This is a genomic window from Butyricimonas sp. DFI.6.44, from assembly GCF_022132345.1.
Taxonomy (GTDB): domain Bacteria; phylum Bacteroidota; class Bacteroidia; order Bacteroidales; family Marinifilaceae; genus Butyricimonas; species Butyricimonas muris.
The window spans coordinates 281,169-294,209 of sequence record NZ_JAKNJD010000003.1 but is presented as its reverse complement, the minus strand read 5'-3'; the positions used below and the strand labels follow the sequence as shown (position 1 = coordinate 294,209).

9 protein-coding genes are annotated in these 13,041 nt (G+C 45.2%); 1 reads left to right on the top strand and 8 read right to left on the bottom strand.

What is annotated here, in order from left to right:
- Positions 1–99 precede the first annotated feature (99 nt).
- A complete protein-coding gene (locus tag L0M98_RS06285) occupies positions 100–651 on the top strand; it encodes an RNA polymerase sigma factor (RefSeq protein ID WP_227216587.1) in 552 nt (183 codons plus the stop codon).
- Positions 652–728: 77 nt separating this feature from the next.
- Here L0M98_RS06285 and L0M98_RS06280 read toward each other — a convergent pair whose 3' ends face one another.
- The 8 genes from L0M98_RS06280 to L0M98_RS06245 form a co-directional block, all read right to left on the bottom strand.
- Positions 729–1,952 carry a thioredoxin domain-containing protein gene (locus L0M98_RS06280; protein ID WP_099291559.1) on the bottom strand — a complete coding sequence of 408 codons (1,224 nt, stop codon included), beginning with the start codon at positions 1,950–1,952 and terminating at the stop codon, positions 729–731.
- Positions 1,953–1,977: 25 nt separating this feature from the next.
- Entirely contained in the window at positions 1,978–2,475 is a 498-nt protein-coding gene (locus L0M98_RS06275) for an SRPBCC family protein (RefSeq protein ID WP_099291558.1), read from the bottom strand.
- Between the two features lie 106 nt (positions 2,476–2,581).
- Positions 2,582–3,760: a TlpA disulfide reductase family protein gene (locus tag L0M98_RS06270; protein ID WP_099291557.1), complete on the bottom strand. Its 1,179-nt coding sequence runs from the start codon at positions 3,758–3,760 to the stop codon at positions 2,582–2,584.
- A 36-nt stretch (positions 3,761–3,796) separates the two neighbouring features.
- A complete protein-coding gene (locus L0M98_RS06265; RefSeq protein ID WP_227216586.1) occupies positions 3,797–5,671 on the bottom strand; it encodes a thioredoxin fold domain-containing protein in 1,875 nt (624 codons plus the stop codon).
- Positions 5,672–5,735: 64 nt separating this feature from the next.
- Positions 5,736–7,244, bottom strand: a complete 1,509-nt coding sequence (locus L0M98_RS06260) for a PKD-like family lipoprotein (RefSeq protein ID WP_227216585.1) — start codon at positions 7,242–7,244, stop codon at positions 5,736–5,738.
- Positions 7,245–7,262: 18 nt separating this feature from the next.
- Positions 7,263–8,003: a DUF4843 domain-containing protein gene (locus L0M98_RS06255; protein WP_099291554.1), complete on the bottom strand. Its 741-nt coding sequence runs from the start codon at positions 8,001–8,003 to the stop codon at positions 7,263–7,265.
- A 12-nt stretch (positions 8,004–8,015) separates the two neighbouring features.
- Complete coding sequence (locus tag L0M98_RS06250; RefSeq protein WP_099291553.1) at positions 8,016–9,449, bottom strand: RagB/SusD family nutrient uptake outer membrane protein; 1,434 nt, start codon at positions 9,447–9,449, stop codon at positions 8,016–8,018.
- Positions 9,450–9,494: 45 nt separating this feature from the next.
- A complete protein-coding gene (locus L0M98_RS06245) occupies positions 9,495–12,872 on the bottom strand; it encodes a SusC/RagA family TonB-linked outer membrane protein (RefSeq protein WP_227216584.1) in 3,378 nt (1,125 codons plus the stop codon).
- Between the last annotated feature and the right edge of the window lie 169 nt (positions 12,873–13,041).

Below are 13,041 nucleotides of genomic sequence, written 5' to 3'. Positions count from 1 at the left end.
TCCAATCATTCGGTTTTGTCTATAATTAACACGAGATCAAAAAACGGATGACATGATTGAGGAAAAAAATTTATCTTTGTCAAAAATATTCTATCTCGGATGGACGAATTCTCGAAAAAGGATGAACTGGGCTCCCGAATAAAAAAGCGGGATGTAAAGGCTTTTCATGAATTATACCGGACTTCATTCCGTCCTCTGCAACATTATGCCATGCGTTATTTTTATGACTGGAAAGAAGCAGAGGATATAGTACAGGAAGCCTTTCTCTCCTTGTGGTCACACCCGGAAAGGTACGATGAAAAGCAGTCCGTTTCATATTACCTGCTCGGAATCGTGAAAAACAAATGCATGAATTATTTGAGGAACCTCGACATTCAATATAAACATCAGGACAAAATCATCGAGGCAATGTTATTCTCAAATATTGAAGACCCGGAAATCGATGAAGATATTCACGAGCGACTCAACCGTATACTGGAATTATTGCCGGACAAACAACGCGAAGTCGTGTTATTGCACATCGTGGAAAAGAAGAAAATCAAAGAAATAGCGGAACAAATGGATATTGCCGAAACCACGGTAAAAACTCACTTCAAACGTGCCATGACAATCCTAAGGAACAATCTTAAATTCATTTTATTCGGGATATAAACATCATGCTGAACGCAACAAAAGACCTTGCGTTCAGCATGACACAAACAATAAAACGGACTTTCGAAACCTGTCAATCAGTTCATCCGAATAGCCCTTACAGCTTTTCCCCCGCTTCTTTTCTCCCCTTCTTTGTTATATTTTTCTTCTTCCATTTTGGCTTTGTCCGCACCTAAAGTATCGCCGTTTTTAGTCAACAGGCGGGCTTTGGAGTTCATCAAGTTAGCCTTGGCGAAATAGTCATTCGTCCGGGCACATCGAGCATCAAGCCAATCAATACCTTCCTGCACAAGGGCTTTGTCGTCACAACCGGTCAAAGCCTCAATATTGTTCTGGAAATACATCTGATCTTCCCCGCCACGGAACACGTTGTACTTGAAGGCTTCCCGCATACTGTTCAACATTCCTCGGTAATCACCCTTTCTTATATATTCGGCAGTAAATAAAGTTGCCAAAGAACCCGGCACGAAAGCATAATCCAATGACTGGAGAAGTTTGACCAATTCGGTATTTCTCGCCTCATCAAAATCCCCGTTACCCGGACGCCAATACGCGATCTCCGACACGGCTCCTTTTATTGCCATTTCCAATTTATAATCCACCACCTCTTTACCGGCAACTTCATAGAAACGACCGATATTAGCCATCACCTGCCGCAAAGGTTTTGACAACGGATCACTCACGTTCTTCTTGATCAAATCCCAGTTTTCCTTGGTCACGATCTCGTCGTCCGACAAAGCATTCAAGTATTCCGCGGCAACGGCACCCTGTTTTTCCTGCATATAGGCAGAAGCCAACGCGTTCAGATAACGACTCAACAGATCAACACTTCTCTCTCCCGCATCATAACGCATTGTCAACCCGCTCAAGTTATTCCGTGGATCATTGGCAATCTTTCCGCCCTCCATCAACCACTCGGCAGAACCGGCGCCAACCATCTTATGCACCACTTGTCGCGTGTTCGGGTCCACGAAAACCAAAGTCGGAAACGCCTTCACGTCAAAGGTGTTTTTCAGTATCACACCGTCGGCATCTTTCTCCATGTCATACTTCACGTTCACGAAATCCCGGTTAAATTGATTTCCCACGTCCTCACGGGTGAAAACATTGGCCGAAAGCATTTTACAAGGTCCGCACCATGAAGTGTAACAATCAATAAAAATCAACTTCTTCTCTTTCTTTGCTTTCTTCAGAATCTTTTTCCATTCCTTGGTTTGTTCGAAACGGATTCCCTGTTCCTGTGCCCGGGCACCCAGAACAATCGCGGTCAACAAAATGACTATCACGTACAATCTCTTCATTACATACAATATTAATTAGACATCCTTATGATTTAAACTTCTTTTTCAAGCCGGAAACGATATCGTCAAACTCCTTCGTGATACCTTCTTTAAATTCCGGGCTAAGTTCGTCAAACCCGAAGAAAACCGAAAGTACTACCTCACATTTTCCATCTCCCTTGGGATAAATGTCAAACGCGTACACCCATTGTTTTTCCCCGGCATAGTCGGATTTCGTCACGAAATAACAGATTTTGAAATTGTCATAGTCAATCACGCTGATGTGTTGACTTCTTTTCTTTCCGGCTTTCGTTTCCAATTCAATTTTGGCATTCAATGCCTTTTCCTCGCAGGTAAAAGTCTTCACTCCCGAGAATTTCCTGTAATTACCCGGTTCGGACATATAGTCCCATACCTTTTGCGCGGAAGCCTTCAAAACGACTTTCTTCTCCACCGCCGGCGGGATTCTTTTAGCCGCAGTCATTTGCGCGGAGGCGATGCCTGCCGTGCAAAGTATCATCATTAAGCACAAAAACTTTTTCATCTCTCGTTTTTTTATAGAGTTGAGGAATACCGTACGGTTGCTGTGTCGATCGAAAAGAAGCATAATATCTCTCGTTATACATGTATCCCTCAAACTCTTGTATTATTTACATGCCCATTGCCGGCATGGCAACACTCTTTTTCTTCCCGCTAACCAATTCCGCCAACTTGTCGGTCAAGGCTTTTCCCCTCAAATTCTTCGCCACGATACGCCCTTCCTTATCGATAACCAAGATATAAGGGATTCCCGAGAACTGATACTGTTTCATCACGTCTTTCCCGGCTTTCGGGGCACACACTTGCGCCCACGGCATATTCTCCTCTTTCATTGCCTTTCTCCAAGCGGCATCATCCTTGTCAATCGACACGCTGAAGAATACAACACCCTTGTTACTGTATTCCTTGTAAGCCTCTTTCAAATGAGGGATTTCCGCGCGACACGGACCACACCAAGAAGCCCAGAAGTCCAACACGAGGATTTTGCCCTTGAAGTCCTGCGGTCCCAGTTGTTTCTTTCCGTCGGGCGTGGGGAACGAAAATTCCGGAGCCATTTTCCCTTCAGCCAAACGCTCCTTCTGTGCTTTCGCCTCGGCTCTATCCGCCTTGAATCTAAGCAGGGGCGCGTAATTCGGGTTCACTTTTTCCAAACGGGCAAGCACCTGTTCTACCAATGCCTCGTCTTCCTCGCCACGCAACGCGGGCAGTACCGCCAACACGCTATTCCGGTCGGCATAATGCTCCGCGAGGAATCTTGCACGGGCACGGGACTCGTCACCCAACATATCGTAAAACTTCCCGGACACTTCCTGTTTTGCCGCATCGTCAATCCCGGGGATGCGATAAACTCCTTGAGAAATCCCGATCATCAACTGGTACCCCCGGTAACCGTCCCAGTTCATGAGATTCATCACCTCGTTGTTAGGTCCCCCGTTAATATACACGTAAGGGGGATTTTTGATTTTAATTCTAGCGGTATCCTCCCCGCGGAAATTAATTTCCAAATCTTCGTCCTCTGCCCAAAACGACACGGACTGCCATTTCTGGCAATCCAAGGTGTAAACCCCCGGTTTGTCCACTTTCATTTTAAACTCGTACGTGCCGTCAGCGTTCACTTTACATGAATCAAGAACCGTCTTGTCAAAGCCTTGACGTTCCACGATTTCCATGTTAAAACGGTTGTACGGGAATTTCACTTTTCCCTTGATCGTTATCGTCTTTTGGGCGAAAACAGAACTTGTAAGCATCACCATACAAGCCACAAACATTACACTTAAAAATTTCCTCATACTATTATTATTAAATCCATTAAAATTCAACGCGACTTATTTCAATTCAGCCGCCAATTTCTCGAAATAGGTACGGTACGACATCATACCCGCTTTTCCCTCGGCTTCTTTTTTTGCCGATTCGGCGGCGGCATTCTCGAACCAACGGGCTGCACGTGCCCTCAACTCCTTGTCTTTGCAGTTCTTGGTTATCCTTAGCCCCCAGTTATACAATAACAAATCCGAAACCTTGCCATTTTTCAACAGTGCGTCACCCTCAGTCACGTAAGTTTTCCAGTCCCCGGTCTTCTCGGCATTATTCATTCTCGCGTTCGCCGCGATGTCTTCCCAACCGTCAACTTTCGCCTTTTTCATCCGCTTCACGTAACGCTCAAAACCTTTCTTATCCAACACCTTTGCGCCCTCTTTTTCCTGCACGAACCGATTCGCCCCGGTTGCCCACACGGATTGTATCTTACGATTCACTTGTTGTTCCCCGTAAAGTGAAACGAGATGTTCCCGGTTCGCGTATACATACCGGAACAAATCACTATCCACATCATTCACGTACCGGACAAAGATATCCCAATACTTTTTCTCGTTCAATTTCTCCCGGTCGAGCGTGGCGAAATACTCCAACGTCACCTTTTGTGCGTCCTCTCCCAAGTTAGCCATCCCGAGCACTTCCAGATAAGAAGTTATAAACTCCGGCTCCCGGTTTCCATCAGCATACTCGTTTTGCATATAACTTAATCCTTTACCTTCCAACACGAGTTTCCCTTGCCTGATTAATTCATCCGCACCCAATCCTCCTACCACGCAATGTACTATTTCCCCGTCACCATGAATAAAATTCAACGTGGGATAAGCTCTCACGCCATAACGCTTGCTCAATTCTTTCCCCTCGCCCTTTTCCATGTCCACCTTCACGTTAATAAACTTCTCGTTGAACAAAGCGGCAACATCAGGATCGACAAAGGTCGTTTGAGCCATTTGTTTACAAGGTCCGCACCAAGAGGTATAGCAATCCATAAATATCAATTTATTCTCTTGTTTTGCCTTTGCCAGAATCTCGTTCCAGCTCCCGGCGGTAAATTCTATCCCCTGTGCTTTTTTCAAAGCCTCCTGCCCGTACCCGATAAAAGGTTCCGCTTCGGTGTAACCACCTGCCAAATACACGAGCTTACCATCCCCGTTCACGAAAACAAAAGCGGGATACCCCGATGTCCCGTATTTCTGTGCCAATTCCTTCTCTTTACCGAAATCCAACTTCAGATTGATAAAATTCTCGTTGTAAAAATCAGCCACTTTATCCAACGAGAAGATATTCTTCACCATCATCACGCACGGTTGGCAGTAATCGGTATAAGCATCGATAAAAATCAACTTCTTTTCCTTCTTCGCCTTCACCAACGCCTCCTTGAACCCGATTTCCTCGAATAGAATAGAACGTTTGTTACTTCTCTTTACTTCCGCTTCTTTCACCGCCTTTTGTCCCTTTTCCAAAAAAACTTCCGGTTTCTGTGCTAAAATAAAAGGACTGACGACACCCAGAATATCCCCGTCCGGCATAAAGAAACCGTAAGTGGGGTACATATTCATCACCAGCTTCGGGGCAAATGCCTTCCCCGCCTCCGTTCCCATATCTATATGAATGGCCACGATATTCCGGTTACAGAAATCCATAATCCCCGGCACGGAGAACAATTTCCGCTCCGCCTCATCCCGTTTCTTCCGGTCTTCGGGAGTACGAGCCTTCATCATCGCGTCGACCAACACGATTTTGCCCTCCTTTTGAGCCAACTCCGCGGCTTGTTCCCACGTCAGATCCTTGAATACCGATTTATACTTCTGTGCTTTCACCGGCAATCCAAACATCACCAACAGGAGAACAACACTCAACCACGTTCCGATTCTACTATTCTTTTTCATGGATAATTCTTTTTGAGGCTGTCTGAAAGATTCTTTTCAAACAACCTCATTTCTCTATACTTATTTATTCTTTGTACAATATATCAACGATCTTGCCGAAACCGCCATAAGGTTTATCGGTTCCGTCCACGATCGCACCCGTCAATTCATTGAATCCTACCAAGTAGATTTTTCCTTCTCCGCTACCTGTCAACGTCGAAACGATCAACAGTTTCCCGTCTTGAGCATGTCCGGAGTTTTTAAATACTTTAATCCCGGTAATTGTTTCCCCGGTAAACGAGTGAACGACAGTTCCCGCGTTTGTCGAAGCATATTTATACTGGCACAAGTCACTACCGGAAGAATAGAAACACACGTTTCCTTGATTTCCGAAAGCGTAATAAGAATCCCCGTTTATTCCTTCACAGTTATCCATCGCGTATTTCTTCACCGGCGAGGCTTCCGTTCCGGAGAAATCCATCACGTACAATGCGTACTCGGATGTTTGCGTGTCGTAAAAAACAGCATAAGTGTAAGAATTGAAACCGTTATCCATAAACTTCAACTCTTTGGAAGCACCGATATCATCCAGATCGAACTCACCGCTTGCGGTAGATTCAAACTCACCCACCTGTGAACCGAATATATTTATAGGGGCAAAACGTTTGTTTTTCTTGTCGAAAATCACGGTTGAGAATGTACTGGTAGATATACGCGGCAAATAAGGAGCCGCTTCATAATCCCCGTTCAACCGGTCGCCAAAGGTTGTCACCCCCATAGACGTGTGATCCCAAACGTAAACCAATCCGTTATTGATAAGCATCTCTATCGGGCGACTTGTTACCATAAAAGCCCCGGGAGCGGGAGTTATACTCATCGGGAAAGAGAACCACGACGGATAATCACTCGACATGATCTCGTATGTATCAATATCCAAGGTTACACCTCCGGTTTCAGTAAAGAAATAAAGTGCTTTATTATCCGTTGCTGCATCAACAGAAACAAATCCCAGAAATTTCCCATCCGTTATTTCCAGATCATTAACACCGGAATAGACATGATAATAAGTCTGTTCGTCCGATTCCAAGATATCCGGCAATAACTTGGCAGACTTTATCAAATGCAAATCATAGATACCGTTATTCTCATCCATCACGCACAACCCGCGGGAAACGAGAGTTTCAACATTCAACTTTAACGTGAAAGCCTCTTGAATATTCTGAAGATGGTCGGTCACCGTCAAGGTCAGGTAATACGCGCCCGGTATCTCGTAAATAATCGTATCGAACACCGCTTTCGTGTACAACACGACTGCCGAATCATATTTAGTCACATCTTCATCCTTCTGGGGGACTTGCGGGTAAATTTTCCACTCGTACGACAGATCTTCCTTGTTCCCCGCATATTTCACATCCACGGGTACTTTAAAATTCTCGAACTGATACGCCGTTTGTTGTGCCTTAATACCTGTCGTGTCGATCTGCAACGACGTTAATTCCTTGTAATCATAATTACCCTTGTCATCATAGCAATTACATAAACTGAAGATGGCAACCAGTAAAAAAATGATCTGTATTATAAATCTCTTGTTCATAAAATCATCGTTTAATTGTTAATCCGGGAATGTTACTCGATCACCTGTTTTAGGATCTACCAGAGGCCCGTTCTCGGCTTCGTACTCTGCCAATTTTTCTTTCAAGATTCTCTTCGCCGGCGAGAATTTCGCGTCATTACCCATGAATCCCATCAGATTCCAAGCTGAAAAATCCCAAACACCTAACTGCTCGTAAACGAACAAGTATTTAGTTTGATTACACTCCCCGAAATAATCACTCACTTTATTCATAAACCAATTTTCACCACCTACCCACTCTTCCGGAATGTCATCCGAAACCGTGATAAAAAGTGTTGTCCGAAGTCCCGCTTTCAAATCATCGGAATCCACGAGTTCAACCAAGAAAGATTTAGCCCCGTCCTCCAGCAAATCACTTGAACGCAAGACTTTCAACGGTATTTTTACGGAAACCTCGTTTTTAGGCAGCACAAGCCGGTCTTGTATCTCGTAATTAGTCCCGGCAACAGCTCCATTCTCGCTCGTGATCTTCAGCCCGATTGTCCGGTCGTAATTTTTAGCATATCCCATCAACAATATCTCAAGGTCAATGTCGGTATATTCATCCAGCACAAAGCCATAAACGACATCAATCGTGTCCCTTTGTAACCCCATACTCGTGTAATTAAAATTCACTCGCTCCACATCATTGTAATACGGGATTTTTTCTTTCTCGCAGGCAGTCAACACAAAGGTCAAACATACCGGAAGCCATAAAAAATATCTTATCATGAATTTCATAATCTCTGTTTTTTATTTTCCAAATTCCAGTTCATTCTCCGGTTTCGGGAATACATAATTCACCGTGTAGCCATTCAATTTCTCATCCTTCATCCGCTTATGATAGAAAAAGAGTTGTCCTTCACAAATAAATTCACGCTGGTATTCCTTCAAGATTTCCTCCTGCACGGCATCCCCGCTATTCACAACCGAAGCATCCAACAACTCCGTGTCTTCATATCCCCGGTTAGCGAGCACTTCGTTCAATCGGGCTACCGCCACGGAAGGCGTTGCCTTATCACACTCCGCCACGATATAATACATCTCGCTTAGACGGATCATCGGCATACGGTCACGCTTGGGCGTGTACAATTGACCTTCCACCGTAATTCCATCCATCTGCCACAGTTTAGAAGGTACATCCCCTATATAATTCGTGGTTTCGAAGAAGAAACTACGAAAATCATTCCCCGCGACAAACAAACTACCCGGGGAAATCCGCGTCAATAAAGGCACGCTCGTACCCGTGAAAGACCCCTCGATATAATCTTTCAACTTCCTTATATTTAAAGCGAAAAGATGTTCCGTGGAAAAAGTACGGTCACGCAACTCCTTTTTCTCGTTCAACACGTCGCCCCTCGTGCTCCAAGGAAACAACTCCCGGTTTTCGTGAGCCTCGATCACGGCAATGGCACTCTTACGGGCTTCGGTCGGATTGCCCGCGTACATGTACACGCGTGCCATCAACCCCATAACCGCGTAATAATTCAAGTGATAATTCCGGTTTATCAAATAACCGTTGTCATCACTCGCGGAAACTTCCCGTCCCGTCAGCACAGGATCATTTGCCAGACACGTAGCCGCTTCTTTCAAATCCTTGATAATTTGTTCCGTGACATCTTTCGGGGAAACCGACACGGTTACCTGCTTCGTGAGTTCATTGACATAAGGAATCCCGTCTTCGGCGGAAGCACTTGTCGCATCCGCACAAAACAAACGTAACAAATCAAAGTGCATGAAAGCCCTCAAAGCCAACGCTTCCCCTTTTATAATCTGCTTATTATCCCCCGTGAACACGGCTTTTGAATTATCAATATAAGCCAGAATACTATTAGCGTTCGCTATGGCGTTATACAACCCGTTCCAAAGCGTGTCAATAATCGGTTTCGTGTTCGTTGCCTCGTACTCGTATTTCAACGCGTTCGCGTAACGATGATTGGAGCCGATTCCTCCCCATTGCTGGGCGACCACATCCACTATCCCGTAAGTCAACTCTCTACCATACAGAGAAGATTTTGTCATCGCCGTATAAACGCCCGCCAAAGCATCCTTGAACCCATCCTCGGTGGAGAACATATCTTCGGCTTCCATCTCGGTTTTCGGTTTCACGTCCAGCCAGTCGTTACACGCCACCATGCTGAAACAAACCAAAATCCACAAACTATATTTTAAAAAACCTTTTCTCATAATCTAGTCGAATAATTGTTTAGTATATTCATAGCCTACCACCTGTTAGAATGTCGCTTGCAGCTGGAACGAGAAAGAACGGGCAAACGGGTAATCCGTACCTCTTTCCGTCTTCACCGTTGACAGACGAAATACATCATTCATGTAGAAAGACAATTTCAACCGCTCGATAATACCATTCTGCATGAACTTACAATTTCTGAAATCGTAACCGACATTCAGAGAAGTCATTTGCAACTCACTCAAATCCTGCACGAAGCGAGATGTCGGGCGCGTGAAATAATTCGGGTCGGTAACTCTCTTGAACTCGGCTTTTTGTCCCGGTGTGGTCCATCTTCCGGTATACACCCGACGGTCCACGTTGTAAGTCATATCGCAATTCTCAACCTTGTCTACCAACGTTTGATTATACATCTGTCCGCCCAAACGGAAATAGAAAGAGGTATTTACAGAGAAACCTTTCCAATCCAAGTTAAAACCGAATGTTCCCGTGTATTTCGGCAACTCGTCACCGCAAACGACTTGATCGTTGGCATCCCACGTGTAAGTCAGTTGCCCGTCCTTTGTCAGAAACAGCTCGTTTCCGGTACCCGGGTCGATCCCCAAAGACCGCACCGCCCAAATGGCACTCATCGATTGTCCCTCGGCGTAGCGAACGGACGGTTTCGTGGTCTTTTCTTTCGTACTTTGATCATAATTGAAATCTTTGTCGGAATCCTTATCATCATTCATGCTTGACAGAGCCTCGTTAATCTCTTTGATCTTGTTCGTGTTGTGCATCAAAGAACCGAACACGTTCAAGTGCAAATCCTTATCCGCGTCATTAATCGCGCGCACGCTTACCTGCAACTCGAATCCTTTGTTCTGTGATTTTCCCAGATTCTCCGTGTAAGAAGAGAACCCGGCGGAAGGCGGTAACGTTACCGGGGTCAACAAGTTACTCGTGTTCTTGATATAATAATCAAAAGTCAAATCGACACGACCAAATAATGATACATCGATTCCGACGTTATTATCCTGTGTCTTTTGCCATTGCAGGTCGGGATTAGCCAAACTCATCAAGTAAGAACCGATAATGTTATCGTAAACTTCGTTTGAATAATACTTGTAAGTAGAAACCGCCTGATAAGAATTGAAGTTCTGTGAACCCGTGTAGCCCGTGGAAATACGCAATTTCAAACGTTGCAACCACCCAATGTCATTCAAGAATTTCTCGTTGTGCATGTTCCAACCCGCGCCAACAGACCAAAAATGTCCCCAGCGGCGATCAGCCCCGAACAACGAAGACGCGTTCGCCCGATAGTTACCGTCGAACAGGTAGCGGGAATCGTAAGAATAGTTCACGGAAGCCAGAAAACTCGTTTCTCTGGACAAAGACTCGCTTCCACTCGGTTTTCCTCCGGCAAGATACTGTTGGGCATGAGTGATGTAATCCAACTTGTCATTGGCAAATCCCTCCGCTTGAAAAGTAACGGATTCCGATTTCGTTTCACCGAGGCTCCATTGAGCGTTGGCAAACATCACGTGTTTATCCCAAGTCTTCGAGTAATTCAAAGCGATATCCGTCGTTAGGGTTGTCATCTTCCCGTTCCCTTTCGTGTATTGACCTCTCTCGAAATAAGCGTCGTCCGTGATATCGATATCACGGAACATCGTGTGATCCCTCGGGTAAAAAATATCCGATTCATCCGTGCGGGAAGTGAAACCGAAACGCCCCGTGGCTTTCAAATCATCAAAGACACTCCACTCGATATAAAAATTATTTGTTATATCCGTGTATTTACTTTCGTCTTTCGTGTTTAAAGTTTTATTTATTAGCGGGTTGTAAACCGGGTTACTCCCGTAGGCCACCTCTACCGGGTTCAACACCTCCCGAATTGTCCCGTCTTCATTGTTCGCCCTCCAGTACGGGTTCAGTTTCGCGTAATCGGAAAATGACCCGTAAGGGGAATTATCGGCTTTATTATGCAACAAAGAAAGTTGTTCCCGGAAAAGCAAAGATTTGTAACGATAAGAAAAAGTAAAACCTCCGCCGAATGTTTCCCGGTTGGAACCCTTCATAACACCCGCCACGTTGTTGTAACTCACGTTAATATTATACCGGATAAACTCATCGCCACCCTCGAAATTCAACGAGTGCTTGTGCCCGATCCCGGTACGTAACGGTTTGCTCAACCAATAGGTATTGACACCCCGCTCTACCTCTTTATTCAATCCCGCGTACAATTCATCCAACCGCTGTTGACTCACCGGGTGATTTGTGGACGAGGTATATACCCCGGACAAACGCTCCACTTCCAGTTTCTGCCATGCGTTACACAAATTATAACTACTTAAATCCGGGGCTTGGATATCCATACTCCCGATATAACTTACCGTCATTTTACCGATCGCCGGACGTTTGGTCTCGATAACAACCACGCCGTTCGCCCCCTTGGAACCGTAAAGCGCCTTTGCCGTCGCGTCTTTCAACGTCGTGATCGACTCCACCCGATTCATATCCATGTCCATCACCTTCTCGATAGTCTGTTCAAAACCGTCCACGATAAAAAGCGGCTGGTTCGGGTTCGTCTGGTATTTATCCTTCATGTCCGTGAAACTGGAAGCACCGCGCATCTGGATTTCCGGCACCCGGTTCGGGTCGGAACCGAATTGATTGCTCTCTATCACCTGAAAAGAAGGATCAAGGTTTTTCAAGGCTTGCAGGACATTCATATTACTCACTTTCGCCAGATCTTCCGCTTTCACGGTACGCGCCGCACCCGTGTAACTCTCTGCCTTCCGGGTAAAGATACCGGTAACCACGACTTCTTCCATCTCCTTCACGTTCTCTTCCAACGTCACGTCTATCGTTTTCTGCCCGTCGTACACGACCTCTTTCGTCAACATCCCCACGTACGAGAATACAAGTACCATATCCTTGGTCAAGGGAAGAGCCAACGAATAGCGACCGTCAATATCGGTAGCCCCACCTAAAGCCGTTCCCTTGATGACGATTGAAACCCCGGGCAACGTTTCCCCTTTTTGATCCCGCACCGTTCCCATCAACGTGATCTGTTGCACTTTCTCCGCCTTTACTGGGGCTTTCCGTATCACCACCACGTTATTGGTCAATTCATATTCCAGCCCGGTACCTTCCAGACATTCGCGCATGGCAGAATCCACGGTAACATTCTTTACCGCGTAATCCTTTCTTCCGACATGTTTCAAATCGTCGTTACTGAACATGAAACTCAACTTCGTCTGGCGTTTGATCTCGTCAAAAATCTCTGCCAACGAAGCATTTTTCATATCCACACTAACCCGATCCGTGTTTTGTTGAGCGAATGAAAATGATACTGACAACAGTACTATCTTCACGGATAACAACAATTGGCATAGCCACCGGGGATACCCCCGAAAACTTTCATGATCTCTCTTCATAAAATAATTTGTTTGATTTTACATTAGTCTATTTCACAATCTCTTCAATTCTGTTTGCGGCAGAAATGATCGGCTTTCTTTTTTTCTTTTAATTATTTTCCATAACTTTGTTTATTGATTTTACATTAGTCTGTTAGCAGACTCACAAGGGAATGGTATTTGCGGTACC

Excerpts from the sequence above, each read along its gene's own strand:
- L0M98_RS06285 (WP_227216587.1), top strand. The coding sequence starts at position 100 with ATGGACGAATTCTCGAAAAAGGATGAACTGGGCTCCCGAATAAAAAAG.
- L0M98_RS06280 (WP_099291559.1), bottom strand. The coding sequence starts at position 1,952 with ATGAAGAGATTGTACGTGATAGTCATTTTGTTGACCGCGATTGTTCTG.
- L0M98_RS06275 (WP_099291558.1), bottom strand. The coding sequence starts at position 2,475 with ATGAAAAAGTTTTTGTGCTTAATGATGATACTTTGCACGGCAGGCATC.
- L0M98_RS06270 (WP_099291557.1), bottom strand. The coding sequence starts at position 3,760 with ATGAGGAAATTTTTAAGTGTAATGTTTGTGGCTTGTATGGTGATGCTT.
- L0M98_RS06265 (WP_227216586.1), bottom strand. The coding sequence starts at position 5,671 with ATGAAAAAGAATAGTAGAATCGGAACGTGGTTGAGTGTTGTTCTCCTG.
- L0M98_RS06260 (WP_227216585.1), bottom strand. The coding sequence starts at position 7,244 with ATGAACAAGAGATTTATAATACAGATCATTTTTTTACTGGTTGCCATC.
- L0M98_RS06255 (WP_099291554.1), bottom strand. The coding sequence starts at position 8,003 with ATGAAATTCATGATAAGATATTTTTTATGGCTTCCGGTATGTTTGACC.
- L0M98_RS06250 (WP_099291553.1), bottom strand. The coding sequence starts at position 9,449 with ATGAGAAAAGGTTTTTTAAAATATAGTTTGTGGATTTTGGTTTGTTTC.
- L0M98_RS06245 (WP_227216584.1), bottom strand. The coding sequence starts at position 12,872 with ATGAAGAGAGATCATGAAAGTTTTCGGGGGTATCCCCGGTGGCTATGC.